Raw genomic sequence first — 26,930 nt, 5'->3', positions numbered from 1 at the left:
ATTACATGGCAAGAGACAACATCCGAAATTTCTGCATCATTGCACACATCGACCACGGCAAGTCCACCCTGTCGGACCGCATCCTGGAGCTGACCAAAAGCGTGGACGAGCGCACCATGGAGGATCAGATCCTCGATAACATGGACATCGAGCGGGAGCGCGGCATCACCATCAAGGCCCGCGCCGTTACCCTGAACTACACTGCCAAGGACGGCAAGACCTACGAGTTCAACCTCATCGACACCCCGGGCCATGTGGACTTCGCCTACGAGGTCAGCCGCAGTCTGGCCGCCTGTGAGGGTGCCATTCTGGTGGTGGATGCCACCCAGGGTGTGGAGGCCCAGACGCTGGCCAACACCTATATGGCGCTGGAGCACGATCTGGAGCTGGTGCCCATCCTGAACAAGATCGACCTGCCCAGCGCCCACCCGGACGAGGTGGCCCAGGAGGTGGAGGATGTGATCGGCCTGCCCTGCATGGATGCGCCCCGCGTCTCCGCCAAGACCGGCCTGAATATCGATCAGGTGCTGGAGCGGGTGGTCAGCGATATCCCCGCCCCCACCGGTGACCCGGACGCTCCCCTCAAGGCCCTGATCTTTGACAGCATCTACGACAGCTACAAGGGCGTTATCGTCTACATCCGCGTGTTCGAGGGCACGGTGAAGCCCGGCGACACCATCAAGATGATGGCCACCGGGGCCGAGTTCACACTGGTAGAGGTGGGCCACATGGGTGCCACCAGCCTGACCCCCTGCAGCCAGCTGCAGGCCGGCGAGGTCGGCTACCTGACCGCCAGCATCAAGACCGTGCAGGACACCCGCGTGGGCGATACCGTCACACTGGCAGACCGCCCCACCTCCGAGGCCCTGCCCGGCTACCGTCAGGTCAAGCCCATGGTGTTCTGCGGCATCTACCCCGCCGACGGTGCCAAGTACCCCGACCTGAAAGACGCGCTGGAAAAGCTGCAGCTGAACGACGCTTCCCTGACCTTTGAACTTGAGACCAGTGCCGCTCTGGGCTTTGGCTTCCGCTGCGGCTTCCTGGGCCTGCTCCACATGGAGATCATCACCGAGCGTCTCGAGCGGGAGTTCGACCTGGATATCATCACCACGACCCCCAGCGTCCGCTACCGCCTGACCATGACGGATGGCACTGTGGAGATGATCGACAACCCGTCCAGCTACCCGGACCCCTCCAACATCGTCAAGCAGGAGGAGCCTTTTGTGGATGTCCACCTCTACACCCCCAACGATTACGTGGGTGCCCTGATGGATCTGTGCCAGCAGAAGCGCGGCGTGCTCATCGACATGAAGTATCTGGACGATGTCCGCGTGGACCTGCACTACGCCCTGCCTCTGGGCGAGATCGTCTACGACTTCTTCGATGCCATCAAGAGCCGCAGCCGCGGTTACGCCAGCTACGACTACGAGTTCAAGGAGTACCGCGAAAGCGATCTGGTCAAGCTGGACTTCCTGCTGAACGGTGACCCTGTGGATGCACTCTCCATGATCGTGTTCCGGGACAATGCCTACGCCAAGGGCCGCCGCATCTGCGAAAAGCTGCGTGATAACATTCCCCGTACCCTGTTTGAGATCCCGGTGCAGGCCGCCATCGGCGGCAAGATCATCGCCCGTGAGACCGTCAAGGCCATGCGCAAGGACGTGCTGGCCAAGTGCTACGGCGGCGATATCTCCCGCAAGAAGAAGCTGCTGGAAAAGCAGAAGGAGGGCAAAAAGAAGATGCGCCAGCTCGGCAGCGTCTCCCTGCCCAGTGAGGCCTTTACCGCCGTGCTGAAGCTCGACAGCGACGACAACTGATTCTTTATCCCTTCTATCATAGAATAACAGCAACAGCCCCCACCAGATACAGCAAAAAGCTGCATACCGTGGGGGCTGTTGCATTATTCTTGCCCTTCTTTACTTATCAGCATAAAAATTCAGCCGAACCATTTTTATCTATTCTTACAATTTCTCCATTTATTGTTGCATAGAGCGATTCATTATAAATCTCATAGGCCGAATTCCAATATCCGTTTGCTCCATCAAATACAAACGTTTCTACGTCACTAAGATTCTGTCCCACCTGATTGATTGTCGTATAATAGTCATTTTCTTGACTCACTGTTACCAGTAATCCATCTTTCGTTGGATATATGCTCTTTATTGTCCCCTTTTGCGGTTCAACACTCCACGTCCCATCTTTTCTTATGATTCCCCAAAAAGGAACCCCATCAGGATTCAGCATTTGCAATGCAGCATACCCATTCATAAATCGTGGTTCATCAGTTGTAACCGGCTGAATGTTATACTGGCTCAAATCGATGATACAGTTCAAGTGAATATCATAAAATCCTGATGGATATTTCTCAAACTCACCTGTATCTCTTCTTGCATCAAGGTAAATCAGCCCCTCTGCCAATACTGGCGTTCCACTTCGCTGTGATTTAATACTCTTCCACTCCGGCAGTTCATTAAAGTCATCGTCCAAAACTCGAATGCTCGGTGCTGTCTGAAACATCACACCATTTTCCATTCTAATCTGACATGCATTAAATTCAGAAATATAATGGAGTTTTCCATTTGCAATGTTTATAAAGACATATCCATTCCATCCTCGGACACGATAAAGCGTTCCTCCGCAATAAATGAACGGAGTAGAGATTCCTTCTGCATTCATATCATATCCAGCATTCACAAGTGTCTCATAAAGATCATTCGGATTAAGCTCAGAGAACTCTGGCTGTGTCGTATCGCATTGAAAACAGATTGAGCTATCCATTTTTCTTGCGGTAAACGTAACTTTTGTCCCATCGATTCCATCTTCTCTCTTTATCGACCATAGAAGAACGCCCTCTTCATCCTTTGCAAACCGGATAATTTTTTCATTCTCTGGAAGCCATGATACCAGCAGCTGCGTTCCGTCTTCTGTTGCCATCATCCCATTACTAAGTAAGCACATACCATTATAGTATCCAGACACAACCCTGCTTCCGTCTTCAAACAGGTGATGAACCATTCCCTGTGCATCAAAAAGAACGCTTTTGTTCGATTGACCATCTCTGATTTCGCCTACTGAAAGTTCATCAAAATTGGGGAATGTCAAGTAAACATGCCCCTCTCCCACAGCTTCTAACAAACTCATCTTATCCGTAACGTTTTCCGCTGCTTTTTCAGAATCCACTATAGTTTCTTGTTGTTCAGACACACTTTTTCCATCTTGCGGATTCACTGTATCCGAAGCGCTTTTATTTTCCTGACTGCACCCGCAGAACAGTAACAAGGATATTATTGTAAAAAGCACAATATTCTTTAAGTTTTTCATATTGTCCTCTCCCGGAAGCTTTAATGTTTTAACGCTTCTTCAGCCGTATGATAATATGTGACAGTTTCACCATTGGGCAACTCAAGTTCAAGCGAATTATCATCGACAGCTGTAATAGGATAGGTTCTTGTTTCTCCATAGAAATCTGTAAGTTTCAAGGTATCTTCATCTACAATGCTCCATTTTCCCTGTCCGTAGTCTCCTCGAATCTGACAAGTACCATCATCATAAAGCGAAAGGGACAGTCGATCATCTCCTTGGAGATACCAATCCCCACTCATCAGCTCTTCTTTACTTTTTCCGCAACTCGACAACATTCCCATTCCACTTATGAGCACTGCAATTGTGGCCATTCTCAAGAAGTTTCGACGTGTAATCTCTTTCATTTTGCATCCTCCTCAAGCAATTCCTGTATTTTTGATATCCAATTGGATATCATACACCCAGCATAGCATCTCCTTGCGGTATTATCAAGATATCCATTCAGATATCAGGAGGATTTTTATGGCCTACTACCGCCGAATCCGTGACATGCGCGAAGATCACGACTTAACTCAACGTCAACTTGCCGCCATTCTAAAAATGCCACAATCTCAGTATAACCGCTATGAACAAGGACTAAGAGACATTCCAACCGTTACATTAATTCAACTTGCTGATCTATACCATACCTCTACCGATTATCTTCTTGGTCGAATAGAAAATCCGGAATTTCCCAAAACATAAACAGAGAGCTCCCCCTGCATCATTTTGCTGCGATGCAAGAGAGCTCTCTATTTATTGTCTTACTTTCTCAGTTCAGGTTTATGAACCAGTTCATGGTATCCTTGATGCCTTCCATGGAATTCTTGATGATCTTTCCATAGACATAAATGGTATACGCCGCTCCGACGATCTGCACAAAGGCTTTTCCAAGCTCCACGCCATAGCTCAGCAGCGGCTTGACCTGATGCCAGAGGGAGCGGATCTGATCCTTCAGCGCTCCTACCCAGGCAGGAGCGCCGCCGGAGATCTGCTCCAGCTCCTCAGCGGGAATGACGGTGCACTGCGCCGGAAATTTTAAGTTCTGCTGCATGTCCGCTCCTCTCAAAGTGCCAGGCTTGCCAGCAGCACCAGAACGACGCTTCCGGCCGCCAGCCCCATCGTTGTAAGAAGGGTGTCCGGGTCTACCTCTTTTTCCTCCACCACTTCCGCACTGCCGCCATTGGCCGACCAGTGGGCATAGACGGTGGTATCCGCACCAAACGCCGTATCGTTGGCTTTGACCTGCACATCAATGGGAAAACCGGTAACATCATCCGTACCGGTGGTGTACCAGCCATCGAAGGTATAGCCCTCCATGCTGGCACCGGGCAGGCTGCCCAGTTTGCCCTCGTCATTGGTGCGCTCTGCGGCAGAGGTACAGGTGCCGCCGTTGGCATCAAAATAGATAATGACCTTTGCCGCAAAAGCGGTGGGGGTACACAGGCAGACCGCCAGCACACAGGCCAGCCCCGCCAGCATCCGTTTGAACTTCTTCATTCTGCGCTCTCTTTCCGGCTCAGTGTCAGACGCTGTAGCCCTGTGCCTTGATGACATCCACCACCTGAGAAACATACTTCTGGCAGGTGTCGTGGTCAGGGGCCTCCACCATCACACGGACCACCGGCTCGGTGCCGGACTCCCGGACAAGGATGCGGCCGGTATCGCCCAGCGCCTCGGCCACCGCCTTGACAGCGGCCTGCACGGCAGCATCGTCCTGCGCGGCCTTTTTATCGGTCACACGAACATTTTCCAGCACCTGCGGGTAGATCTTCAGCGGGGCTGCCAACGCACTCAGAGGCTTCTTCTTGGCCAGCATGACCTCCATCATCTTCAGGCTGGTCAGGATTCCGTCACCGGTGCTGGCGTACTTGGAGAAGATGATGTGGCCGCTCTGCTCACCGCCGATGCGGCAGCCGTTCTTGTCCATGTACTCATAGACGTACTTGTCACCCACGGCAGTCTTGGCGTAGCCGATGCCCTGCTCGTCAAAGGCCTTGTACAGACCAAAGTTGGACATGACCGTGGTGACCACAGTATTGGTCAGCAGCTTGCCACGCTCCTTCATGTAGCAGCCGTAGATGTACAGGATGTGGTCACCGGTGATCACATTGCCCTTTTCGTCCACGCAGAGGCAGCGGTCTGCATCGCCGTCATAGGCAAAACCCACATCCAGACCCTTTTCCACCACAAACTTCTGCAGACCCTCGATGTGGGTGGAGCCTGCGTTCAGGTTGATGTTCAGGCCGTTGGGCTGGTTGTTGATGACATAGGTGTCTGCGCCCAGTGCATCGAACACGCTCTTGGCAATGTTCCAGCTGGCACCGTTGGCGCAGTCCAGACCCACCTTGATGCCCTTGAAGGAGTAGATGCCCAGGCTGATCAGGTAGCCCATGTAGCGGTTGCGGCCTGCCACATAGTCCACGGTGCAGCCGATATGCTCCCGGTGGGCAAAGGGCAGCTCCGGCCAGTCCTGATCAAAAACATGGAGCTTGCCGTCGATGTAGTCCTCCACCAGCAGCAGGGTCTCCTCGGGCATCTTTTCGCCGTAGCAGTCGATCAGCTTGATGCCGTTGTCGTAGAACGGGTTATGGCTGGCAGAGATCATAATGCCGCAGTCAAAATCATCCACGCGGGCAATGTAGGCCACACTGGGGGTGGTGGTGACGTGGAGCAGGTAGGCATCTGCGCCGGAAGCGGTCAGGCCCGCCACCAGGCTGTACTCGAACATGTACGAGCTGCGGCGGGTGTCCTTGCCGATGACGATGCGGGCAGGCTCGTTGTTGCCGCTGCGCTCCCGCAGTGCATTATAATACCAGCCCAGAAAACGGCCTACCTTGTAGGCGTGGTCGGCGGTCAGATTCACACCGGCCTCGCCACGGAAGCCATCGGTTCCAAAATATTTTCCCATGATCCTCTTCTCCTTCTATTGCAACGTTACGTTTTCTCTTATCTCTGAGAGCGCTCTCTCCTTGCTCTTACTCTTTATAATAGCATAAAATCGGAAAAGAATCCATGGGTTTGGGCATTCTGTGCAGCCCACCCTCGGAACAACCGCTCTTTTTTCAGCCTTTACTGCATCTTTAGGAAAAGTATGGTATACTTTTCATCTGGAGTAGAATAGATATGGAGGGATCCCCATGAAGCAGAAGACCCGCTGGCACGACGCGCTGGTCCTGGCCGCTGTGCTGTGCGCCGCCTTTCTCATCGTGACCGGCACACAGCAGATCACCGGCCGGATCGACGGCGTTGCATCGATGGTGTTTGTTCTGGCAGTTTTTTTGATCTCGGTCTATACGGATGGTTATGTGTGGGGCGTAGTGGCTTCCCTGATCGGCGTGCTGGCCGTGAATTTTGCGTTCCGCTCCCCTTACTTTGCCTTCAACTTCACTCTGCCGGAAAACCTGTTCTCGGGCATGGCGATGCTGGTGGTGTCCATTATGACCAGCACCCTGACCACCCGCATCAAAAAGCAGGAACAGCTGCGGATGGAGAGCGAGACCGAAAAGATGCGGGCCACCCTGCTGCGGGCCGTCTCCCACGATCTGCGCACGCCCCTTACTTCCATTTACGGGGCCTGTTCCACGGTCATTGAAAATTATGACAGCCTGGAAAAAGAGCAAAAATTAAAACTTCTTGGCGAAGCCTGTTCCGATGCCCAGTGGCTGAACCGGATGGTGGAGAACCTGCTGTCTGTCACCCGCTTTGACGGCGGGCAGGTAGCCGTGCAAAAGACCCCCACCGTGCTGGACGAGCTGATCGATACCGTGCTGGTACGGTTCCAGAAGCGCTACCCCAAGGTGCCCGTTACCACCTACCTGCCCGACAGCTTCATTGTGATCCCCATGGACTCGATGCTGATCTCGCAGGTGCTGACGAACCTTTTGGAGAATGCCGCCGTCCACGCCGAGGGGATGACCCAGCTGACCCTGCGGGTGTTCACGCTGGGCAGCCGGGCGGTGTTTGAGGTATCGGACAACGGCTGCGGCATTCCGAAGGAACGCCTGCGCACCCTGTTCACCGGTGTGCTGCCCGCCGATGCCGCGGCCGACAGCGGCAAGCACGGCATGGGCATCGGCCTTTCGGTCTGTGCCGCCATCGTCAAGGCGCACGGCGGCGAGATCCAGGCCGAGAGCAAGGTGGGCGAGGGCACCAGCATCCGCTTCTGGCTGGAGACCGAATCGATTGAGACGGAGGAAAATGAAGATGAGCAATAACAAATTCAAGGTTCTGGTCGTGGAAGATGAGGCCAACATCTGCAGCTTTATTGAGACGCTGCTGGAGACCAACGGCTATCAGGCCCTTGTTGCCAACACCTGCGCCATGGGTCAGACCCTGTTCACCTCCCACAATCCGGACCTTATCATCCTGGATCTGGGCCTGCCTGACCGGGACGGTCTGGAGCTCATCCGTTTTGTGCGGCAGAAGTTCCTGACCCCCATCGTCGTGCTCTCGGCCCGCACCACCGAGCAGGACAAGATCGAAGCGCTGGATCTGGGAGCCAACGATTACATCACCAAACCCTTTGGCACCGGCGAGCTGCTGGCCCGGGTGCGCGCCGCCCTGCGCACCAACCGCTTCGGCGTGCTGGGCGGAATGCCCGGCGGCGTGTTCCAGGCACAGGGGCTTGAGATCAACTATGAGCGCCGCAAGGTCTTTGTGGACGGTGCCGAGATCAAGCTGACTCAGACCGAATACAACATCGTGGCCTTCCTCTCGGAACATGCAGGCCGGGTGATGACCTATGCCGCCATCGTGCGGGCCATCTGGGGCGATACCGACTGCGGCAGCACCAAAAAGCTGCAGGTCAACATGGCAAACATCCGCAAAAAGCTGGGCAGCGTGCCCGGCCGCAACACCTATATTCTGAACGAACTGGGCGTGGGATACCGGATGATCGACGAGGACACCGATGCCAGGCCCGAAAGCTGAGGACTGCGTATGCTTCCTGCACTGATCCTTTTTCTGCTGACCTATCTTCTGATGCTGGCCCTGCCGCAGTACCGGCCTTTTGCCGCGCTGGGCGGGGCCGCTCTGTTTCTGGCTCTGGGCGCGGCGGGCCTGTGGGACTTTACCCTGATGGATGCCGCCCGGGCCGTGGACTTCAATGTCCTGCTGATGATGGCGGGCACCATGGGCACGGTCTCCCTCTTTATTGAGAGCAGGATGCCCGCCCGGCTGGCCGAGCTGCTCATCGTGCGGGTGCCCAACGTGAAATGGGCCGTGTGTATGCTGGCCCTCTTTGCCGGGGTCATCAGCGCCTTTGTGGACAATGTTGCCACGGTGCTCATGGTGGCCCCTGTGGGCCTTGCCATTGCCTGCAAGCTCAAGATCTCCCCCGTGCCCGTCCTCATTTCCATTGCGGTCTCCTCCAACCTGCAGGGAGCTGCCACCCTTGTGGGTGACACCACCAGCATCCTGCTGGGCGGCTTTGCGGGAATGAACTTCTTCAATTTCTTCTGGATGGAGGGCAGGCCCGGCATCTTCTTCGGGGTGGAGCTGGGGGCGCTGGCCTCTCTGGGCGTGCTGCTGTTCACCTTCCGGCACGAGACCCAGCCCATCTCGGCCACGGTGGAGACCGAGGTCACCGACACCGTTCCCTCCGCCCTGATGCTGCTGACGGTGGGCCTGCTCATCGCGGCCTCCTTCCTGCCCCAGCCTGCGGGCGGGCTGCCGCTGGCGCTCTATGGCCTGCGCAGCGGGCTGATCTGTGCAGGGGTCTGCCTGTTCGGCATCCTGCGCGCCTGCCTGCGCCGCCACTCGTTCGCGCCGTTCCGGCTGGCGGCCCGGGAGCTGGACTGTGACACCCTGCTGCTGTTGTTCGGGCTGTTCATCCTGATCGAGGGCATCCGCAAGGCCGGAGTCATCGATGCCGCCGCCCAGCTGTTCTACACCCTCTCCGGTGATGATTCCTTCCGTCTCTATACCCTGCTGGTATTCGTCTCGGTGGGCCTTTCTGCTTTCATCGACAACATCCCCTATGTGGCCACCATGCTGCCGGTGGTGCAGGGCATTGCCGGGCTGATGAACGGCGGTGCAGGCTTCCCGCCTGAGCTGTTTTATTTCGGCCTGCTCACGGGCGCAACTCTGGGCGGCAACCTGACCCCCATTGGCGCTTCGGCCAACATTGCAGCCATCGGCATCCTGCGCAAGCAGGGTGAGCAGGTGCGCACCCGTGATTTTCTGCGCATCGGCATTCCGTTCACGCTGGCAGCCGTCCTGACGGGCTATGTGTATCTCTGGCTGGTGTGGGGCGCGTAAGCGCTGCCATGGCCGTGCCAGTGCCGGCCGCCTGCAAATTCGATCCTGCTGAGCCGAAGGCCCGTGTGCCAAAGCAGAAGCAAAAAACGCGCCGTGTCCAACGACACAGCGCGTTTTTCTTGTTTATTCCAACCCGATCTGCTGGGCGTATTCTTCCAGCAGCTCCCGCTCCAGGAAGGGGGTTTTCACGCCCTCACGGTCGCGGTAGGTCTCGTGGCCCTTGCCGATGACGGCGATCAGGTCGCCCTCCTGGGCGTGATCCACGGCGTAGTGGAGTGCGTCCAGACGGTCGGGGATCTCCACAAACTTGGCATCGGGGTTGCCCTTGTTCATGCCCACCCGGATATCGGCGAGGATGTCCTCGATCTTCTCAAAGCGGTTGTTGTCCTCGGTCAGGATGGAGAAATCCGCCATTTTGGCACAGGTCTCTCCCATGCCGTAGCGGCGCAGCTTGGAGCGGTTGCCGCCGCAGCCGAACACCACCACCAGCCGGTGAGGGTGATAGGCCCGCAGGGTGGTGAGCAGGCTCTCGGTGGAGACCTCGTTGTGGGCGTAGTCCAGCAGGATGGTGAACTTTTTGCTGATGGGCACCAGCTCCACGCGGCCCTTGACCACGCACTTGCCCAGACCCTCGTGGATGGCGGCATCGGGCAGGCCAAGCACCTTGCCCACAGCCAGGGCGGCCAGCGCGTTGTAGACGCTGAACTCGCCGGGCATATTCACCCTGACATCCATATTGTCTCTGCCGGAGACGTGGAACGCCACGCCCAGAAAATCGTGGGTGCGCAGCAGCTCACAGCCCTCGGCGCGGTAGTCGGCCTTTTCACTGCGGCCATAGGTCACCAGCTTGCAGGTGTGGCCTTCCAGCAGGGCTTCGGTGTTCTCGTCATCGATGTTCACCACGCCCACATCACACCGCCGGAAAAGCTGCCCCTTCCAGCTGCGGTACTCCTCAAAGGTCTTGTGCTCACCGGGGCCGATGTGGTCGGGGGAGAGGTTGGTGAACACACCGATATCATAGTGCACCCCCGCCACACGGTCCATCATCAGGCCTTGGCTGGACACCTCCATCAGGGCCACATCGCAGCCTGCGTCCAGAAACTGGCGGAAGGTCTTTTGCAGCTCGTAGCTCTCAGGGGTGGTGTTGGCGGTCTCCTGATGGCGGCCCATGAAATAGATGCCGTTGGTGCCGATCATGCCGACCTTTTTCCCGGCAGCTTCCAGCACGCTCTTGATCATGTGGGTGGTGGTGGTCTTGCCCTTGGTACCGGTCACGCCGATCATGGTCATCTGGCGGGAGGGGTTGCCAAAGAGGTTGCCGCTCATCAGCGCCATGGCATAGCGGCTGCTCTCCACCTTGACCACGGTCACACCGGGCATGGCAGAAAGCTCAATGTCATGCTGGATGACCAGCACGCTCACGCCCTTGGCGGCGCAGTCCGTGGCAAACTCGTGGCTGTCACGCTGGGTGCCCACGATGCAGACAAAGGCAAGGCCCGGGGCCGCCTTCCGGCTGTCGTAGATGATGTCCTGCACTTCGGTATCCAGGCTGCCCTGCACCAGGGTAAAGGGCACGCCTTCCAGTAATTGTTCCAGCTTCATAACATTACACGCTCCTCATTGGGTGGTTTTGGGTTGGTTTGCATCGCCCGCCGCCGGGGTCGTTCCTTCGGCGGGAGTCGGCTGTACAGTCTGTCCGGCTTCGGGTCCTGCCGGGGCCGCGGCGGTATCCGTTGGTGTTTCGGCAGCGGCATCTGCAGCGGCTTCGCCCTCTGCCGGGGCAGTGCCGTCTGTGGCCGTGCCTTCTGCCGTTTCACCGGTCACACCCTCTTCCGTAGGAGTTTCCTCCACCGGTTCAGGCACGATGTAGCCGGAGGGCAGCTCCGGCTCACCCTGTGCAAAGGTAAACTTGCGGGTGCTGGACATGCTGATATGGGTGAAGTCCAGCTTTCCGGTGTCGGTCGCGGCACAGCCCTTGCCGTCCTCATTCAGCAGGACGTGCTTTGCCAGCTTGAGCTTATATTCCAGCTCGTTCAAGGTGCCCAGCCAGACGCTGATGCGGTCCTGATAGAGGAAGGCCATCTCGTCCACATCCGCAAACTCGATGCGGGTCACGTCGGCGCTCATGCCTGCGGCATCCAGCGCGGCCAGCAGGGTGTTCAGGCTTTCCAGCCGCTGGTCCGCCGCCTCCTCAACAGTGCCGGAGGCGCTGCTGTCGGCGGCGCTGTCCGGGGTGCTGTCCGGGGTGCTGTCGGCCTTGGGCTCCGCCGCAAAGGTCAGCTGTTCGCCGGGCTCGGCAGAGACCGGTTCGCCGCCGTACAGAGTGGGCAGACCGGCAGGCTGGGCAGAATCCTTCTCCAGGATCTTCAGGCCGCCCGAGAGGGTCAGCCAGCCGGAGGAGGTCTGCATGGCCCAGGCAGGCCGGGCTTCTGTTACCCGCACCACCACGGTGCCGGGGTAATCCCGCTCCACCCGGATATCCTCCAGCATGGGGAACACCTTTTCCAGCGCGGCGGCCTTGCTGCCGGGGTCAAAACTGAAGATATTCTCTTCCGGATGGACATCCAGCGCCTGCAGGATCTGTTCGCTGGTATAGCCGCCGGCCTCCTGCACCACACCGTCCGCTGTCTGCACCTGAATGGAGCTGATCTTGAACAGCATCGTCACGGTGAGGTAGACCCCCGCGCCGATGACACAGAGCAGCATGACAAGGGCCGTGAGCCGCCGCATGAGCCTGCGCCGCCGGATGGCGGCCCGGGTCAGCTTCCGCTTTTTCCTGCCCTCCCGCCGGACGGGGTCACGCCGGGCGTTCTGCCCCTGCACCGGCCGCATCCGCTGGCCGCTGCGATTCGGGGCGTTCTGTGGGCGGCGCTGGGCGTTCCGGTTCTGGCCGTTGGCGGGGCGGCGGTTCCGCTGATTGCCCCCGGAGGGGCGCCGCTGGCCGTTCTGCCCGCGGGGGGGGCGCTGTGCGCCGCTCTGGCTGCCCCGCCCGCCGGTGGGAAAGGTGATGCTGTTATCCGGGTAGGAGCCGTAGTTCACCGTGCGCTCCGTATACCGGCTGGGGCGGGGCGCATCGGGGTCATAATTGGGGTTCGTGATGGGGTGGCCGCCGGAGGAATATCCTGCGTACCCGCTGTACCCCAGGTCACTGCCTGCACCCGCGCTGCTGCGGCGCTGGGTGCTCTGCCCGCCGCGCCGGTCATCCCGGGCCTGATCGTAGGCCCGGCGGCGCTTGCGGTTCCGGCTGTTCCGATCATTCTGCGGCATCCGGCTGCACCTCCTTTCCTCTGTTTTTTCCTTCCGTTACGGGGTCTTGACCAGCTTGAGCAGGGCATCCGCAATGCGATCCAGGCTGTCGTCCACCGACAGGCTCCGGGCATTGCGGCCCATCTCAGCCAGCTTGCCGGGCTGGGCCAGCATCCCGGAAACGGTCTGCACCAGCTTTTCGCCGGTCAGGTCTTTTTCCTCAATGACCACAGCAGCGCCGGCCTTCTGCAGCTCCATGGCGTTGTAATACTGGTGGTTCTCGGCCACGTTAGGGCTGGGGATAAGCACAGCGGCACGACCCACAGCCTCCAGCTCGGCCAGTGTCAGGGCACCGGCACGGCTGATGACAAGGTCCGCTGCGGCCAGCAGTTCGGGCATATTGTTGATGTATTCCTTCACCACAAGGCTCTCGCCGGGGGCAAAGCCCTTTTCCTTTTCCAGATCCTGAAACAGCTGCACGCCGTACTGGCCGGTGGCATGGAGATGGAGGACAGGCTTGTGGTTTTTCTGCTCCCATGCGCAGAGGTCGGCCACCACCTCGTTCACGCGGCGGGCACCCAGACTGCCGCCGAAGGAGAGGATCACGGTGCGGTCGCCTGCGCCCAGTTCGGCACGGATGGCTTCCCGGTTCTTCGCCTGGGTGAACACCTCAGGCCGGACGGGGTTGCCCACCACGATGGTCTTTTCGGGTGCGCCCAGCTTTTCCACGGCGGCGGGCACGGCGGCAAACACGATGTCCACATCCGGGGCCAGCAGCTTGTTGGTCACACCGGGAAAGGCGTTCTGCTCATGCAGGGCGGTCTTGATGCCCTGTCTGGCGGCGCAGCGCACCACCGGGCCGGACACATAGCCGCCGCAGCCAATGACCAGGTCGGGCTGGATGTCCTTCATCATCTTTTTGGCCTTAGGGCCGGAGAGTGCCAGGTTCCACAGGGTAATGATATTCCGCTTGATATTGTTCAGGCTCAGCTTCCGCTGAAAGCCGGTGATCTCGATGTGATGGAAGGGATAGCCCGCCTGTGTGACCAGACGGTACTCCATGCCCTCTTTCCGGCCCGCAAAATGGATCTCGGCGGTGGGGTCGGCTTTTTTGATGGCTCCCGCAATGGCCAGAGCCGGGTTGATATGGCCGGCAGTGCCGCCAGCTGCAATGAGTACACGCATCTTGGTTCCTCCTTACTGTTCTGTCTGCGCTCTGCGCGCGGTATCCAGCACAATGGTCTTTGCCTTGCGCTGGCGCTCCCGCTCGGCGTGGGCTTCCTCCCGTTCCAGGCGGGCCCGTTCACCGTTGCGCCCGATATTGACCATAACGCCCATCTCGGCCAGCAGCAGGATCAGACTGGTGCCGCCGGAGGAGAAGAAGGGCAGCGAAATGCCGGTGTTGGGCAGGGTGTTGGTGACAACGGCAATGTTGCAGAACACCTGCCAGGCGATCTGCGCCATGATGCCGATGCCCACCAGCGTGCAGAACCGGTTTTCGGCATGGAAGGCGATCCAGAAGCCCTGCACCAGAAAGAGGACGAACAGCACGATGACGATCACCGCGCCGACGAAGCCCAGTTCCTCGCACACGACACTGAAGATAAAGTCGTTGGTACTCTCCGGCAGCCAGAGCTGCTTTTCGATGCTGTTGCCCAGCCCCAGCCCCGTGGCACCGCCTGAGCCGATGGCGTACAGGCTCTGCTTGGTCTGGCTGGTCATCCGGTCAAGATCCTGCGTCCAGCCGTCCAGACGGCTCTGCAGGTAGTCGATGGAGTCCACATGCTTCAGCAAAGTCTCCAGCAGGAACAGCGCGGCACCGGCGCAGCCCCAGGTAATGATGCCACCGCTGCCGCCCAGCAGCAGGATGGTGCCCACGATGGCCGTGGTCAGCAGGATGCCCGACATGTGGGGCTCCAGCACCAGCAGGATCAGGACAGGCACCAGCCACAGGATGGGCCGGATGAGCTCCACCACGATGCTGTGGTAGACCCACTTGCGCAGGGGCACCTCGCCGAATTTGACCTGCGGGGTCCTGGCGGCGATATCTGCCGTGAGCAGGATCATCTCAAACTTTGCCACCTCGGAGGCCTGTAGGGTCAGGCCGCCGAAGCTGATCCACCGGCGGCAGCCGTTGATGGGGCTGCTGAACAGCACCAGCACCAGCAGGATCAGGCAGACAACATAGCCCAGCTTGACCATTCTGCGCAGGAAACGGTGGTCAAAATAGGAGAACAGGAACATCATGCCCAGGCCCAGCACCGTGCAGAGCAGCTGGGATTTGATGTAATGGAAGCTGTCCCCAAAGCGGAGATAGCCCGTGGTATAGCTTGCACTGAACAGCATGACCAGCCCGAACACCATGATGATGGCCAGGGTCGCCATCCAGTTGAGCAGGATGGGCGGCCAGGGGCCGGGGTCCCGCTGAAAGACGGAAAAAGGCTCTGCTTTTTTTCTGCGGAGTGTTGCCAAACTGCACCCCTCCTTAACTGATTTTTGCCAGCTGAACGGTCAGCGCCACGCCCAGCATGGCAATGACACAAAAGGTATAAAAGATCTGTTCCGCGCTCTGGCCCCGCAGCTCCAGCCAGCGGTGGAGCGGTGCCGAGCGGAACAGCTGCCTGCGGCCCCGGCTGGCCTTGCAGACCAGGATCTGCAGGGCCACCATGCCGCCCTCCAGCCAGAAGGGCAGGGCCAGCGGCAGGGTGAGGTCAGGCCAGCCGATGCACAGGGGCACGCACCCCAGCATCCCGGCCAGAAACAGGCTTCCCACGCTGCCCAGCCGCAGCTTTGCGGGTGGGAAGTTCCAGAGCAGGAAAGCCATCAGGGAACCGGCCAGTGCGGCGGGCAGAACGCCCAGCGGGAACCAGCCCAGCAGGGTCATCACCCCCATCAGGCCCAGCATGGCCGCAAAGGACGTGCCGCAGACGATGCCGTCCATGCCATCGGCAACGCGGGCGCACTCGGCCAGTGCGACCAGCAGCCCTTCCCACAGCAGCGGGGCTGCAATGCCCAGATCGACATAGCCCACGCCCGGCAGGGTGATCCCGGCTGCAAGGCAGCCTTTGGCTCCCAGCAGCACCAGTACCACGGCACCGGCAGCGGCTTCCAGCCCAAGGCGGGTGTGCCGCCGCAGGCCCAGCACGGAACGGCTGCGGATGCGGGCCAGATCCTCCAGCAGGCCCACGCCGCCAAAGAGCAGAGCTCCCAGCAGCGCTGTGAGCAGCCGGACCGAGAACAGGCTCTTGGCCCCCAGCAGCTCAGGCTGAGCCACACAGGCGGCTGTCCAGCCCACGCCCACAGCGGCCAGCACCCCCACCATCAGGCAGAGCCCACCCATGGTGGGGGCCTGCGGCGGGCGCTCCGGCTCGGCATCCGGTGCTTCCTGCTTGGGTGATGGTGCCTGCCGGGCCTTGGGCTCATCCCAGCGTCCCTGGAACGCCCGCAGCAGCGGCACCATCAAATTCCCGAGCGCCGCCGTGAGGAAGAACCCCAACGTTGAGGCGGCGATCAAGGCGAAACGAATCATAGCTCGATGTTACTCCTTGTAAAAGATCTCCAGCACTTTTTCCAGTGCCATGCCGCGGCTGGCCTTGACCAGCAGGGCATCGCCGGGCTGCATTTTGTTCAGCAGGGTCTCGGCGGCCTGAGCGTAGGTGTCGGCATGGAGGGTGGGCAGCCCCTTGGCGGCAGCCACCACGGCAATGCGCTTGGCCTGCTCGCCATAGGTGATGAGGTAGTCCACCTTGTTCTCCACGGCCTGACGGCCCACCTCCTCGTGGGCGGCGCGGCTGATATCGCCCAGCTCCAGCATATCGCCCAGCAGGGCAAAGCGGCGCTTGCAGGGATACTCCCTGAACATGGCCAGCGCGGCCTTCATGCTGTCGGGGTTGGCATTGTAGCAATCCTCAATGACATCCACACCTCTGACGTGCACCACCTTCTGGCGCATTCCGGTCTGCTCAAAGTCGGCCAGACCGGCAATGACCCGGCGGGCATTCAGCCCCAGACGGGTGGCGGCGCAGTAGGCAGCCAGTGCATTGGCCACATTATGCCGGCCCATGGCGGGGATCTTTACGAGGAAAGTCCCCTCCTCGTGATCCTCCAGCACAAAGCTCATGCCCTTTTCATCCTGCTGGATGGACAGGGCACAGACATCGGCGTTCTCATCGCCCAGGCTGAACCAGACCGGGCGGACATGGTCGGGCAGAACGGCCTTGCGCAGGAAGGGGTCGTCCCCGTTCAGCACCAGCGGAGCACCCTCCGGCAGACCGGCGCAGATCTCCAGCTTTGCCTTGCAGATGTTCTCCTGACTGCCCAGATTGCCGATGTGGGACACACCGATGCAGGTGATGATGCCTACATCCGGGCGGGCGCACTTGCTCAGGCGCTCGATCTCCCCGGCGTGGCTCATTCCCATCTCCACCACGGCGTACTGGGTCTCTTTGCCGATGCGGAACATGGTGCGGGGCAGGCCCAGCTCATTGTTCTGGTTGCCCTCGGTCTTGATGGTACTGCCAAAGCCTGCAATGGCGGCGTAGGTCATCTGCTTGGTGGTGGTCTTGCCCACGCTGCCGGTCACACCCACCACTTTGGGGTGGAACTGGCTGCGATAATTGGCCCCCAGCACCATCATGGCGTGGTAGCTGTCCGGGCAGATCACGCTCTTCTCCTCCGGCACGCCTTCCACGGGGTGGTTCAGCACCACGCAGAGCGCGCCGTTTTCCAGCGCCTTGGCGGCAAAATCATGGCCGTCGAATTTTTCGCCCGGGAACGCCACAAAGATGCACCCGGGGCAGACCTCACGGCTGTCGGTGGTCACCAGCGTGACCGGGGTCTCGCACTGGGCCAGCGCGTTGACGGCCAGGCCCTCCAACAGGATGTTTGCTGCAATTGCTTCCATACTCTCATTCCCCTTTATCCACAGATCAGATGTACGATGGTTCCCTGCTGGACGCTGGAGCCGGGTGCCTCACTCTGGCTCTGGACCGTGCCGGAGCCTTCGACTGTGCAGTTGAGCCCTGCGGCGTTCAGCATCTGCCGGGCAAAGTCCGCGCTCTTGCCGGTCACGTCCGGCACCTCGGCGTGCTTGCCCTCATAGGTATCGGTATACAGATAAACGGTGGTGCCGTAGGGCACCTCTGCTCCCGCGCGGGGGTACTGGTAGGTGACAAGGGCGGCGGTCTGGTCGGATTCGCTCTCGGCCAGGTGATGCTTCAAGCCCTTGATGTTCAGCTGCACCTGCGCGTTGCTCCACTCCTTGCCCGTCAGGTTGGGCACCTTGACGGTGGTGCCGCTGCGGTCCACGCCGTCGGTGGCGATGCCCAGATAGGGCGCGATCTCGCTGATGATGTTGCCCACCACCGGAGCCGCCAGAATGGAGGAATAGTCGGTGCGGGCATTGTTGGGGTCGTCCAGCATGACATAGACCAGGATCTCCGGGTCGTTGGCGGGCAGGACAGCCGCAAAGGATGCCACCTTCTTGTAGTCGCCGTCGGCGCGGCGGTCCATGTTCAGCTGCTCGGAGGTGCCGGATTTGCCGCCGATGCGGTAGCCTGCAACGTAGGCGTTGCCGCCGCCGCCCTGGGTGCCGTCGCCCACCTCAAACTCCATGATCTGGCGGATGGTCTCGCTGGCGCTCTCGCTGATGACCTGACGGCGGATGTTGGTGCCGATCTCCTGCACCACATTGCCGTTCTGGTCCGTGATCTTATCCACCACATGGGGGGTGACCAGATAGCCGCCGTTGACTGCCGCCGAGACGGCAGTGCACACCTGCAGCGGGGTCACGGCCATGGCCTGACCGAAAGCGGAGGAGGCCAGCTCCACCTCGCCCAGACGGCTCTTGCTGTAATACTGCATGAAGCTGGTCTCATTGGGCAGGTCCACACCGGTGCGCTCGGTAAAGCCAAAGGCATCAAAGTAATCATAGAACAGGCTGGAACCCACGCGCTGGCCCAGCTGGATGAAGTAGATGTTGCAGCTGTTGCGCAGGGCTTCGGCCAGATTCTGGGCCCCGTGCGCCTTTCTGCCGGCGCAGTGGTAGGTCTGCTTTGCCACGCTGTAAGCACCGGAGCAGTTCAGGGTGGTGTAATAGGTCGCCTTGCCGCTGTCCACACCCATGGCGGCGGTGATGACCTTGAACACGCTTCCGGGATAGTACAGCTCGGTGATGGTCTTGTTCTTCCACTGGATATCCCGGTAGGTACCGGTATAGTCGGCCTCCGCATCCGCGATCTTCTGGCCGTTCTCGTCCCGCAGGTAGTTGCCGTTCTCGTCTTTTTTGTAGATGGTGTACAGCTCCGGCTCAGCCTGCACCTGCTCCGTCAGGTAGGCCAGATTGGCGCTGAAATCCTGCGGGTCATTGGGGTCAAAGTCCGGCTTGGAGGCCATGGCAAGGATGGCACCGGTCTTGACATTCATCACAATGGCGCAGCCGCGGTTCTCAACGGTGTTGGCCGCCACGGCCTCGTTCAGGTAGCGCTCCACCACCTCCTGAATGTTCACGTCCAGCGAGAGCACCAGATTGGAGCCGTCCTTGGCGGCGTAGGTGGTGGCGTTTTCATCGGCAATGGCATTGCCGTAGGCGTTGCGCAGGGTGATGGTGCGGCCATTCACACCGGCCAGCGTGGACTCATAGGAGTTTTCCAGACCGTACACGCCCTGACCATCCGCATTGCAGAAGCCCAGCACGGCGGCGGCAAAGCGGCCGTAGGGGTAATCCCGCTGGAAGCCCTTGGAGGCCGACACCGACACCCGCCCCTTGCGGACAGTGGGGGTGCCGTCGTCGCTCTCCTGCTGGCCCAGGCCCAGCTTGGCCAGGATCTTTTCCAGCGCACCGGCGGATGTTCCGCTCTTGCTGTGGGCCTTGTTGTAGGTCTTGACGTATTCTTCAATGGAGAGCTTGATGGCGTTGTTGACCTTGGTGGCCAGCACCTGATAGGAGCTTTCGTTTTGGGAGAGGGCATCGCAGACCGCCTGATACTGGGTCTGGTACTCTGCCGAAGCGGTGTCCACGCTGTCCAGACTCTCACCGTCGCCCGAAAGCAGGCGCAGGGTGATCTGAGTGCAGACCTCCTTCATGGCGGCCTCATCGATGGTGCGGGTCTCCGCCTTGGTGTCCTGATCGGTGGTGGTGGTATACAGGGCCGTGCTGTAGGAGGGGTCGGCCCAGATGGTCCAGACCACGCTGGTGGAAGCCAGCGTGATGCCGCTGGTGTCGTAGATCTCACCGCGGGTGGCCTGAATGGTGCTGTCCAGCAGCTGCTGCTCGGCGGCGTACTGGCGGTAGGTGGCACCGTCGCGGATCTGGATCTTGTACAGGCTGTAGATCACGGTCAGCGCGGCGACCACCACAAGAAGCACGGCGGCACCAAAGCTGATATGACGCAGCCGGGCACTGAGCCGTGCGTGCGGGTCCGCACTGCGGCGGCGGGCGCTGTTCTTTTTGGGATTGGAGGATGGTGTTTGCATTGCGTACTCCCGAAGAAAACCGAAAAAGCGTGCGCTGCCGCACGCTTTTCGTTGTTTGGTTTATTTTGCCGTTCTGACAGAGGCAAGAATGGTCATTGCCCCATCGTGGAGCAGATCCGACCACTGCCGCACAGCGGATGCCTTGCGCACCAGAACGCTGCCCTCATCCAGCCGGATGTAGGTGATCTGGCTCTGGTCGATCTTCATCAGCCCCAGGCGGGTGGCGGTCTCCTCAACACTTGTGATGTTGGTGCGGCTGTTCAGGGCACTGTTGTAGTATGTATACTGGCTCTGCTCGCTCACAAGCTCTGCCTTGGCGCTCTGGATCTGAGAGTTCAGCTCCACCAGCTGTGCCTCGCTCCACAGCAGGCTTACCGCAAAGCCCACCAGCAAAGCCGCGCCCACCAGCTGCAGCGCGTGCTGCATAGCGGCCCGCACGGGGTTCAGCCGCTTTTTGCCGCCCTTTTCTACCCGCAGCGGGACTTTGGGCTGTGCCTGCGGCGCTCTTCTGCGCCGGACCTCTGTCATATCGTATGCTGCCTGACCCATGGTGATCTCCTCCTCACATCTCCGGGGCTGTGCCGCCCTCAGATCTTTTCCAAAACCCGCAGGTGGGCCGAGCGGCTGCGCCGGTTCTCTTCCAGCTCCTGCGTGTTGGCTTCAATGGGTTTGCGTGTGATCAGCTTTGCCTTGGCCTTGCCGCCGCAGACGCACACCGGGAACTCCGGCGGGCAGGTGCAGGCGGTGGACCAGCGGCGGAACTTGTTCTTGACCAGCCGGTCCTCCAGCGAGTGGAAGGTGATCACGCAAAGTCTTCCACCCGGTGCGAGATGCGCAAAAATGGTATCCAGCCCCTCTTCCAGTGCGTCCAGCTCATGGTTTACCGCAATGCGCAGTGCCTGGAAGGTGCGGCGGGAGGGGTTTTTGTTCTTCCGGCGCTCCGCCGGGGGCATGGCGCTGGCCACGATATCCGCCAGCTGCAGCGTCGTTTCAATGGGGGCAGTTTCCCGGGCTTCCACGATCCTGCCCGCGATCTGCCAGGCAAAGGGCTCCTCGCCGTAATCCCGCAGGATGCGGGCCAGCTCCTCCCGGCTCTCGCTGTTCACGAGATCGGCGGCCGTCTCACCCTCCTGGCTCATCCGCATGTCCAGCGGGGCATCTGCCCGGTAGGAAAAGCCCCGGGCCGCGTCATCCAGCTGATGGCTGGACACACCCAGATCGAGCAGCGCGCCGTTGATCGTTTCAATGCCCAGCTGCTCCAGAGCTTGTCCGGCATAGCGGAAGTTAATCTGCACCACGGTGGCAGGCAGGCCCGCCAGCCGGGCCCGGGCCGTCTGCACGGCATCGGGGTCCTGATCCAGCGAGATGAGCCTGCCGCCCTGTTCGCCGTTCAGCCGCAGGGCGATCTGGCGGGAGTGCCCCGCGCCGCCCGCCGTGCCGTCCAGATAGGTGCCCGCCGGGTCGATCTTCAGGCCGTCCAGGCACTCGTTCAGCAGCACCGGGACATGCTCAAACGAGGCCGGGTCAAAGGGCTGTGCTGTTTTTTCTGTGTCCATGTTCCCAGCCTCCTTTCAAAACTCAGATAAGATCCTGCATCTGCCGCCCTTTTCTGCCCGGAGCTGCTGCCCGGGAAAGCGGCCTGCGGCCTGCCGGGAGTTTGTGGCCCGGTCAGCCTTGAGGATACAATTTTATTGTAACAAAACAGGCCCCTGATTGCAAGAGTTTCCCTTTTGTTTTTTCTCTCAAAATGTACCAAAAAAAGCCCCTGCAAGCCGTCGTTTTTGCTTGCAGGGGCCGGAAGCTCTCACCGGGAAATTTCACATTCCCGCATCAGAGCTGTTTCCGAGGGCTCTGGCGCAGGTTTGCACGGACATTTTTGACCTGTGCGGCGTTTTCCGCCATCGTCTCTTCCGTGGTCTTGAGCATATTATCACAGTAGTCGGTCACGGTCTGGCGGACAGTGCGGGCCTCAGTCTGGGCGGCGGAGACGATCTCTCCGGCGCGCTGCTGGGCCGCCTTGACGATCTCGGCCTCGCTCACCAGCACACGGGCGCGCTCCTCGGCCTTTTTTACAATGGCCTGCGCCTGTGCGTTGGCCGATTCGATGAGCTGGGCACGGTCGCTGACAATGGACTGGGCCTGCCGCAGCTCCACAGGCAGGTTCTGGCGGATCTCGTCCAGATAATCCCGGATCTGCTCCACATCCACGATGCGCTTGCCGCCCGAAAGGGGCATTCCGGCGCTCTCCTCCAGCGTATCCTCAATGGTATCCAAAAGCTCGTTTACGTTCATTCCGCATCTCCCTCTCCAGCGCTCTGCCGGGGCTTACCATACTTCCACAGCAGGACTTTGCCGTATTTATACTGTTTTTTCAGGGTCATGCCGCCCACCTCGGCAGGCAGCACCAGGCCGGTCTCACTCTCGCAGATCACGATGCCGCCCGGAGCCAGGCATTTGTCCACGCCGGGCAGGATCTTTTCCAGCGTGCCGGTGTGGAAGGGCGGGTCCAGCAGCACGATGTCGAACTGCTCATGGCAGGCGGAGAGATACCGTGCCGCCTCGCCGATGTTGACCCGGCTGCGGTCAAACACGCCGCAGTTCTTGCAGTTCTTCATCACGATGTTCACGGCCTCCCGGTTCTCGTCCAGGAACACGCACCGGGCCGCACCCCGGCTCAGGGCCTCGATGCCCAGCTGGCCGCTGCCTGCGTAGAGGTCGAGCACCCGGGCACCGGGCAGGTCGAACTGGACGATGCTGAACATGGCCTCCTTGACCTGATCCATCGTCGGGCGGGTGATCTCGGTGCCGGGCAGGGCTTCCAGCCTGCGGCCCCGTGCTTCTCCTGCAATAACGCGCATGTATCTGCCTCCTTCTCCCGCTGTCCGGGCCCCCTGCCCGGCCAGCAGCTGTTTCGTATTTTCGTATCTCCATATTATCGTCAAAACGCAACTCTTTGTCAAGGGCACGCGTTGCACTCAGGGTGCAATTGTGCTAAAATCAGGGCAAAGCGCCCCATGTGCGGCGCGTTTTGCCAAAAAAGGAGAGTATCTGCTTATGAAAGTCCTGCTCATCAACGGCAGCCCCCACGAGAAGGGCTGCACCTATACCGCCCTGTCCCTGATCGCCGGGGAGCTGAACGCCAGCGGCATCGAGACCGAGATCCTGAACGTCGGCACAAAGCCGGTGGGCGGCTGCATCGGCTGCGGCGGCTGTGCCGCCGGTAAGGGCTGCGTGTTCGGCGGCGTGGTCAACGAGGCCATCGAAAAGGCCAAGACCGCCGATGCCTTTGTGTTCGGCACACCTGTCCACTATGCGTCCGCCTCCGGCAACATGACCAGCTTCATGGACCGTCTGGCCTACGCGGGCGGCAAGTATCTGGCCTACAAGCCCGCCGCCATCTGCGCTTCGGCCCGCCGCGCCGGCACCACCACCACGCTGGACCAGCTGGTAAAGTACCCCGAGTTCTTCCACATGCCGCTGGTCAGCGGCTCCTACTGGCCCATGGTCCACGGCTCCAAGCCCGAGCAGGTGCTGGAGGATGAAGAGGGCTGTGCCGTGATGCGGGAGCTGGGCCGCAACATGGCCTGGCTGCTCAAGTGCATCGAACTGGGCAAAGCAAACGGCATCACCCACCCTGAAAATCCCCGCCGCCCCATGACCAATTTCATCCGCTGAGTTTCCCCTCGCTCCCGCCTGCCCGGCGGGGGCTTTTTCGTTGACAAATCGCACAATATCTATTATCTTTTTTCATTTACTTCCTCAATTCCCATTAAAAGGATTTTATGATATACTGTATTCACAATCCAGTGAGGGTTGAATTATTATTTTATCAAAGGAGGCCATCACTATGAGAAAGCTTATCACCTGTTTACTTTCTGGAGTTTTAGTTGGTTCCATGTTGCTCGCTCCCGCATCAGCTACAACAACTTCTGTCATTTCTGATGACCCTTCTATCGACAACTCTAGCGTTGTTCCTTATGCTTCTCTTTGCGACGAATGTGGCATTGGTCAAGTCCGGTACAATACCAAAACAGAAGGTCCTTGGATTTTCAATCGGTATGTCGAATGCCTTTCCGGCGATCCTCAATATCGTGATAAGGAGTATTATCGCGATTTAACCAAGTACTATCTCTGTGATCATTGTGGAAGCGGCTTTGGCGACGCTGTCCGTGAAACGAAGGTTGAGCATGAACACGGCTGGTAATTAGCTTTTGCTTATTCACTTATAGTACTTTATAATCCTTGCATTCTGCTCCCGCCTTTCCGGCGGGAGCGTTTTTTTGTCGTCAATCCGCATAAAAGGAGCTCTCTTTTTTCTGTTCCTCTCACAATTTTCTCTTTCTGCGATCCATGCTATAATGAAGATGAGATCAGAGAAGTTCACCCCCATACTTTCTCAAAAAGGAGGCGTTTACCATGAAAAAGATTCTTTCCGCATTTTTCGCCGCTTTTCTTCTGGCAAGTCTATGTGCTCTTCCCACATTCGCAGCGTCTCAGGTTCGTTCCACAAATGCTGCAACAACTGCCGAACCTGCGGTCCTCGTCTGTGAATATTGCGGACAGAGCGATATGATTTGTGTGGATGAGTATTATGCTTCCTGGTATACAGTCAATTTTATTCCTTGTCAGGGACGCGACCCCCGATATAATGATTCGGTCGAGAATCGCACTCATGTTGAAATTTATCAATGTCAATCCTGTAAGTTTGGCACCAGCGTAGTTTCTACGGAAGAGCAGATTTCCCACAAGCACCCCGCCATGCGTGCCTACGACCTTCCCAGATTCTGATATTTCCCTTGCGCCTCTGCCCTTGCCGGCGGGGGCGTTTTTGATTTTAACAGCTTTTTCTGCAAAAACGGAAAAAATAAGGGACGGAGTGCTTTTTTCGTTCACAACTTTGTGGTAGCATAAGGGTAAGAATTATTTTGTGCAGAGCGATGGAGACAGGCTATGGAACACTACGATTGGAACGACGGCTGGCTGTTTGCCCCCACCTTTGATCCCGCCATCGTCCGCCCCGAATGCACCGGGGTGGAGCTGGAGCCGGTGCGCTTGCCCCACACGGTCAAAACGCTGCCCTACAACTATTGCAACGAGAACGAATACCAGCGGGTGTCCGGCTACCGGCGGGAGTTTTTTGCGCCCAAAGAGTGGCAGGGCCGCACGGTACTGCTGACCTTTGGAGCCGTGGCCCACGATGCCACTGTGTTCTGCAACGGGCGGCGGGTGTTCCACCACGGGTGCGGCTACACCGCCTTTACTGTGGACCTGACCGAATCGCTGCTGCTGGGCCAAAAAAATGTGGTGGCTGTCCGGTGCGACAGCCGGGAGGACCTGAACATTCCCCCCTTCGGCGGGCAGATCGATTTTCTGACCTACGGCGGCATCTACCGGGCCGTCAGTCTGGACGTGAAGGAGCCCGCCTACCTGCGCGACATCTTCATCGAGGCGCAGGCCGAGGGCGATTTCCGCATCTATTCCTCCACAGTGGGCGAGACCATCGGCTGCACCCTGCAGGCCGAGATCCGCAGCCCCGCCGGGAGCAGAGCCCTGTACAGCGGTGAACTCAGCCTGCCCATTGTGGGCACCCTGAACGGCGTGCACCCCTGGAGCGTGGAACACCCCTTCCTCTATACCCTGACCGTCCGGCTCATCCGGCCCGGCACCAGCGGCCTGCCCGACCGGGTGCTGGACGAAAAGAGCACCCGGTTCGGCTTCCGCACCATCCAGTTCGTGGCCGGGGGCTTTTATCTGAACGGCCAGCGGGTGGAGCTGCGGGGCCTGAATCGGCATCAGAGCTACGCCTATCAGGGCTATGCCATGCCGGACAGCATTCAACAGCTGGATGCCCAATTGTTGAAAAAGCAGTTGGGCTGCAATGCAGTGCGCACCAGCCACTACCCCCAGAGCCCGGCTTTTCTGGATGCCTGCGATGAGCTGGGCCTGCTGGTGTTCGTGGAGATGCCCGGCTGGCAGCACATCGGGGATGAAGCCTGGCAGGCCCAGGCATTGCAGAACTGCCGCGAGATGGTCTGCCAGTGCCGCAATCACCCCAGCGTGTTCCTGTGGGGCGTGCGGGTGAACGGCAGTTCCGACAACGAGGCCTTTTACAAGCGCACCAACGAGGCCGTCCATCGGCTGGACCCCACCCGCCCCACCGGCGGCGTGCGGATCGCCCGCAAGAGCCAGCTGCTCGAGGACGTTTATGCCTACAACGATTACTCCTATTCCGGCCGCGGCCCGGGCTGCGAGCCCCGGTCTGCCGTTACGCCCGATCTCCGCAAGGGCTACCTCATCAGCGAGTTCGGGGGCCAGCAGTTCCCGGCCAAAGCCTTTGACGACGAGCCGCACCGGCTGGCACAGGCTCTGCGCCACGCCGCCGTCCTCAACGATGCCATTGCCCAGCAGGGCGTGGCCGGTGCCCTTGGCTGGTGCATGGCCGATTACAACACCCACCGTGAGTTCGGCAGCGGCGACCGCATCTGCTACCACGGCGTGACGGACCTGTTCCGCAACCCGAAGCTCTCTGCCGCCGTCTACGCAAGCCAGAAAACGCCCCGCTCCCCTTCGGACGTGGTGTTCGAGGTCTCTTCCAGTATGGCGCTGGG

25 protein-coding genes are annotated in these 26,930 nt (G+C 59.5%); 9 read left to right on the top strand and 16 right to left on the bottom strand.

The window, feature by feature from the left end; genetic code table 11:
* Positions 1–5: 5 nt before the first annotated feature.
* A complete protein-coding gene (lepA, locus tag J3353_RS05850; RefSeq protein WP_207684388.1) occupies positions 6–1,817 on the top strand; it encodes a translation elongation factor 4 in 1,812 nt (603 codons plus the stop codon).
* Positions 1,818–1,923: 106 nt separating this feature from the next.
* On the opposite strand, the gene J3353_RS05845 is transcribed toward lepA, so the two are convergent.
* Together J3353_RS05845 and J3353_RS05840 are read right to left on the bottom strand one after the other, a co-directional pair.
* On the bottom strand, positions 1,924–3,321 hold the full coding sequence (locus J3353_RS05845) for a hypothetical protein (RefSeq protein ID WP_186851638.1): 1,398 nt from the start codon (positions 3,319–3,321) through the stop codon (positions 1,924–1,926).
* Positions 3,322–3,341: 20 nt separating this feature from the next.
* Positions 3,342–3,707 carry a hypothetical protein gene (locus tag J3353_RS05840; protein ID WP_156058929.1) on the bottom strand — a complete coding sequence of 122 codons (366 nt, stop codon included), beginning with the start codon at positions 3,705–3,707 and terminating at the stop codon, positions 3,342–3,344.
* Between the two features lie 118 nt (positions 3,708–3,825).
* On the opposite strand from J3353_RS05840, the gene J3353_RS05835 reads away from it, so the two are divergent.
* A complete protein-coding gene (locus J3353_RS05835; RefSeq protein ID WP_117534224.1) occupies positions 3,826–4,047 on the top strand; it encodes a helix-turn-helix domain-containing protein in 222 nt (73 codons plus the stop codon).
* A gap of 67 nt (positions 4,048–4,114) precedes the next feature.
* Here the strand turns inward: J3353_RS05835 and J3353_RS05830 are convergent, their stop codons facing one another.
* Genes J3353_RS05830 through glmM form a run of 3 tightly spaced genes read right to left on the bottom strand, consistent with a single transcriptional unit; the run spans position 4,115 to position 6,253 of the window.
* A complete protein-coding gene (locus J3353_RS05830; RefSeq protein WP_207684387.1) occupies positions 4,115–4,396 on the bottom strand; it encodes a hypothetical protein in 282 nt (93 codons plus the stop codon).
* Positions 4,397–4,407: 11 nt separating this feature from the next.
* Positions 4,408–4,842 (bottom strand): InlB B-repeat-containing protein, encoded by a 435-nt coding sequence (locus J3353_RS05825; RefSeq protein ID WP_207684386.1) that lies wholly within the window; start codon positions 4,840–4,842, stop codon positions 4,408–4,410.
* A 25-nt stretch (positions 4,843–4,867) separates the two neighbouring features.
* Positions 4,868–6,253: a phosphoglucosamine mutase gene (glmM, locus tag J3353_RS05820; protein WP_207684385.1), complete on the bottom strand. Its 1,386-nt coding sequence runs from the start codon at positions 6,251–6,253 to the stop codon at positions 4,868–4,870.
* A 229-nt stretch (positions 6,254–6,482) separates the two neighbouring features.
* On the opposite strand from glmM, the gene J3353_RS05815 reads away from it, so the two are divergent.
* Genes J3353_RS05815 through J3353_RS05805 form a run of 3 tightly spaced genes read left to right on the top strand, consistent with a single transcriptional unit; the run spans position 6,483 to position 9,603 of the window.
* On the top strand, positions 6,483–7,559 hold the full coding sequence (locus J3353_RS05815) for an ATP-binding protein (protein WP_005930036.1): 1,077 nt from the start codon (positions 6,483–6,485) through the stop codon (positions 7,557–7,559).
* Entirely contained in the window at positions 7,549–8,274 is a 726-nt protein-coding gene (locus J3353_RS05810) for a response regulator transcription factor (RefSeq protein ID WP_154277365.1), read from the top strand. The genes J3353_RS05815 and J3353_RS05810 overlap by 11 nt, the downstream gene beginning before the upstream one ends.
* A 9-nt stretch (positions 8,275–8,283) precedes the next feature.
* The gene (locus tag J3353_RS05805; protein WP_207684384.1) at positions 8,284–9,603 is read left to right on the top strand and encodes an SLC13 family permease; all 1,320 of its coding nucleotides are present in this window, start codon (positions 8,284–8,286) and stop codon (positions 9,601–9,603) included.
* A 123-nt stretch (positions 9,604–9,726) separates the two neighbouring features.
* Here J3353_RS05805 and J3353_RS05800 read toward each other — a convergent pair whose 3' ends face one another.
* From J3353_RS05800 to rsmD, 11 genes are all read right to left on the bottom strand, one after another.
* Positions 9,727–11,205 (bottom strand): UDP-N-acetylmuramoyl-L-alanyl-D-glutamate--2,6-diaminopimelate ligase, encoded by a 1,479-nt coding sequence (locus tag J3353_RS05800; protein WP_207684383.1) that lies wholly within the window; start codon positions 11,203–11,205, stop codon positions 9,727–9,729.
* A gap of 15 nt (positions 11,206–11,220) precedes the next feature.
* Positions 11,221–12,870, bottom strand: coding sequence for a cell division protein FtsQ/DivIB (locus J3353_RS05795; RefSeq protein WP_242700872.1), 1,650 nt, complete (start codon positions 12,868–12,870; stop codon positions 11,221–11,223).
* A gap of 36 nt (positions 12,871–12,906) precedes the next feature.
* Positions 12,907–14,034, bottom strand: coding sequence for an undecaprenyldiphospho-muramoylpentapeptide beta-N-acetylglucosaminyltransferase (murG, locus tag J3353_RS05790; protein ID WP_117534217.1), 1,128 nt, complete (start codon positions 14,032–14,034; stop codon positions 12,907–12,909).
* A 12-nt stretch (positions 14,035–14,046) separates the two neighbouring features.
* Positions 14,047–15,321, bottom strand: a complete 1,275-nt coding sequence (locus J3353_RS05785) for an FtsW/RodA/SpoVE family cell cycle protein (protein WP_035393380.1) — start codon at positions 15,319–15,321, stop codon at positions 14,047–14,049.
* 13 nt (positions 15,322–15,334) lie between these two features.
* Positions 15,335–16,378: a glycosyltransferase family 4 protein gene (locus J3353_RS05780; RefSeq protein WP_207684382.1), complete on the bottom strand. Its 1,044-nt coding sequence runs from the start codon at positions 16,376–16,378 to the stop codon at positions 15,335–15,337.
* Between the two features lie 9 nt (positions 16,379–16,387).
* Entirely contained in the window at positions 16,388–17,752 is a 1,365-nt protein-coding gene (murF, locus tag J3353_RS05775; RefSeq protein ID WP_207684381.1) for a UDP-N-acetylmuramoyl-tripeptide--D-alanyl-D-alanine ligase, read from the bottom strand.
* 14 nt (positions 17,753–17,766) lie between these two features.
* Positions 17,767–20,322, bottom strand: a complete 2,556-nt coding sequence (locus J3353_RS05770) for a PASTA domain-containing penicillin-binding protein (RefSeq protein WP_207684380.1) — start codon at positions 20,320–20,322, stop codon at positions 17,767–17,769.
* A gap of 60 nt (positions 20,323–20,382) precedes the next feature.
* On the bottom strand, positions 20,383–20,871 hold the full coding sequence (locus tag J3353_RS05765) for a hypothetical protein (RefSeq protein ID WP_005930066.1): 489 nt from the start codon (positions 20,869–20,871) through the stop codon (positions 20,383–20,385).
* Between the two features lie 38 nt (positions 20,872–20,909).
* A complete protein-coding gene (rsmH, locus tag J3353_RS05760) occupies positions 20,910–21,878 on the bottom strand; it encodes a 16S rRNA (cytosine(1402)-N(4))-methyltransferase RsmH (RefSeq protein WP_005930069.1) in 969 nt (322 codons plus the stop codon).
* Between the two features lie 274 nt (positions 21,879–22,152).
* On the bottom strand, positions 22,153–22,614 hold the full coding sequence (locus J3353_RS05755) for a hypothetical protein (protein WP_005930075.1): 462 nt from the start codon (positions 22,612–22,614) through the stop codon (positions 22,153–22,155).
* Positions 22,611–23,180, bottom strand: coding sequence for a 16S rRNA (guanine(966)-N(2))-methyltransferase RsmD (gene rsmD / locus J3353_RS05750; protein WP_097770180.1), 570 nt, complete (start codon positions 23,178–23,180; stop codon positions 22,611–22,613). Before rsmD ends, J3353_RS05755 begins: the two co-directional genes overlap by 4 nt.
* 196 nt (positions 23,181–23,376) lie before the next feature.
* On the opposite strand from rsmD, the gene J3353_RS05745 reads away from it, so the two are divergent.
* The 4 genes from J3353_RS05745 to J3353_RS05730 all read left to right on the top strand — a co-directional run.
* A complete protein-coding gene (locus tag J3353_RS05745) occupies positions 23,377–23,997 on the top strand; it encodes a flavodoxin family protein (protein WP_035393384.1) in 621 nt (206 codons plus the stop codon).
* Positions 23,998–24,169: 172 nt separating this feature from the next.
* A complete protein-coding gene (locus J3353_RS05740; protein WP_156065495.1) occupies positions 24,170–24,526 on the top strand; it encodes a hypothetical protein in 357 nt (118 codons plus the stop codon).
* Positions 24,527–24,738: 212 nt separating this feature from the next.
* Positions 24,739–25,110 (top strand): hypothetical protein, encoded by a 372-nt coding sequence (locus J3353_RS05735; protein WP_117476446.1) that lies wholly within the window; start codon positions 24,739–24,741, stop codon positions 25,108–25,110.
* Between the two features lie 162 nt (positions 25,111–25,272).
* The coding region (locus tag J3353_RS05730; protein WP_207684379.1) for a glycoside hydrolase family 2 protein at positions 25,273–26,930 on the top strand (1,658 nt) is incomplete at its 3' end.

Source organism: Faecalibacterium sp. Marseille-Q4137, assembly GCF_017377535.1.
Taxonomy (GTDB): domain Bacteria; phylum Bacillota; class Clostridia; order Oscillospirales; family Ruminococcaceae; genus Faecalibacterium; species Faecalibacterium duncaniae.
This window is presented reverse-complemented; position numbering and strand designations above follow the sequence as displayed.

Bases quoted from the DNA above. Each gene is read 5' to 3' on its own strand.
- J3353_RS05845 (WP_186851638.1), bottom strand. From the start codon at position 3,321: ATGAAAAACTTAAAGAATATTGTGCTTTTTACAATAATATCCTTGTTA.
- lepA (WP_207684388.1), top strand. From the start codon at position 6: ATGGCAAGAGACAACATCCGAAATTTCTGCATCATTGCACACATCGAC.
- J3353_RS05765 (WP_005930066.1), bottom strand. From the start codon at position 20,871: ATGGGTCAGGCAGCATACGATATGACAGAGGTCCGGCGCAGAAGAGCG.
- rsmD (WP_097770180.1), bottom strand. From the start codon at position 23,180: ATGCGCGTTATTGCAGGAGAAGCACGGGGCCGCAGGCTGGAAGCCCTG.
- J3353_RS05770 (WP_207684380.1), bottom strand. From the start codon at position 20,322: ATGCAAACACCATCCTCCAATCCCAAAAAGAACAGCGCCCGCCGCCGC.
- J3353_RS05825 (WP_207684386.1), bottom strand. From the start codon at position 4,842: ATGAAGAAGTTCAAACGGATGCTGGCGGGGCTGGCCTGTGTGCTGGCG.
- J3353_RS05800 (WP_207684383.1), bottom strand. From the start codon at position 11,205: ATGAAGCTGGAACAATTACTGGAAGGCGTGCCCTTTACCCTGGTGCAG.
- J3353_RS05745 (WP_035393384.1), top strand. From the start codon at position 23,377: ATGAAAGTCCTGCTCATCAACGGCAGCCCCCACGAGAAGGGCTGCACC.
- J3353_RS05780 (WP_207684382.1), bottom strand. From the start codon at position 16,378: ATGATTCGTTTCGCCTTGATCGCCGCCTCAACGTTGGGGTTCTTCCTC.
- J3353_RS05835 (WP_117534224.1), top strand. From the start codon at position 3,826: ATGGCCTACTACCGCCGAATCCGTGACATGCGCGAAGATCACGACTTA.
- J3353_RS05830 (WP_207684387.1), bottom strand. From the start codon at position 4,396: ATGCAGCAGAACTTAAAATTTCCGGCGCAGTGCACCGTCATTCCCGCT.
- murG (WP_117534217.1), bottom strand. From the start codon at position 14,034: ATGCGTGTACTCATTGCAGCTGGCGGCACTGCCGGCCATATCAACCCG.
- rsmH (WP_005930069.1), bottom strand. From the start codon at position 21,878: ATGGACACAGAAAAAACAGCACAGCCCTTTGACCCGGCCTCGTTTGAG.
- J3353_RS05735 (WP_117476446.1), top strand. From the start codon at position 24,739: ATGAAAAAGATTCTTTCCGCATTTTTCGCCGCTTTTCTTCTGGCAAGT.
- J3353_RS05810 (WP_154277365.1), top strand. From the start codon at position 7,549: ATGAGCAATAACAAATTCAAGGTTCTGGTCGTGGAAGATGAGGCCAAC.
- J3353_RS05740 (WP_156065495.1), top strand. From the start codon at position 24,170: ATGAGAAAGCTTATCACCTGTTTACTTTCTGGAGTTTTAGTTGGTTCC.
- J3353_RS05840 (WP_156058929.1), bottom strand. From the start codon at position 3,707: ATGAAAGAGATTACACGTCGAAACTTCTTGAGAATGGCCACAATTGCA.
- J3353_RS05805 (WP_207684384.1), top strand. From the start codon at position 8,284: ATGCTTCCTGCACTGATCCTTTTTCTGCTGACCTATCTTCTGATGCTG.
- J3353_RS05755 (WP_005930075.1), bottom strand. From the start codon at position 22,614: ATGAACGTAAACGAGCTTTTGGATACCATTGAGGATACGCTGGAGGAG.
- J3353_RS05815 (WP_005930036.1), top strand. From the start codon at position 6,483: ATGAAGCAGAAGACCCGCTGGCACGACGCGCTGGTCCTGGCCGCTGTG.
- glmM (WP_207684385.1), bottom strand. From the start codon at position 6,253: ATGGGAAAATATTTTGGAACCGATGGCTTCCGTGGCGAGGCCGGTGTG.
- murF (WP_207684381.1), bottom strand. From the start codon at position 17,752: ATGGAAGCAATTGCAGCAAACATCCTGTTGGAGGGCCTGGCCGTCAAC.
- J3353_RS05795 (WP_242700872.1), bottom strand. From the start codon at position 12,870: ATGCCGCAGAATGATCGGAACAGCCGGAACCGCAAGCGCCGCCGGGCC.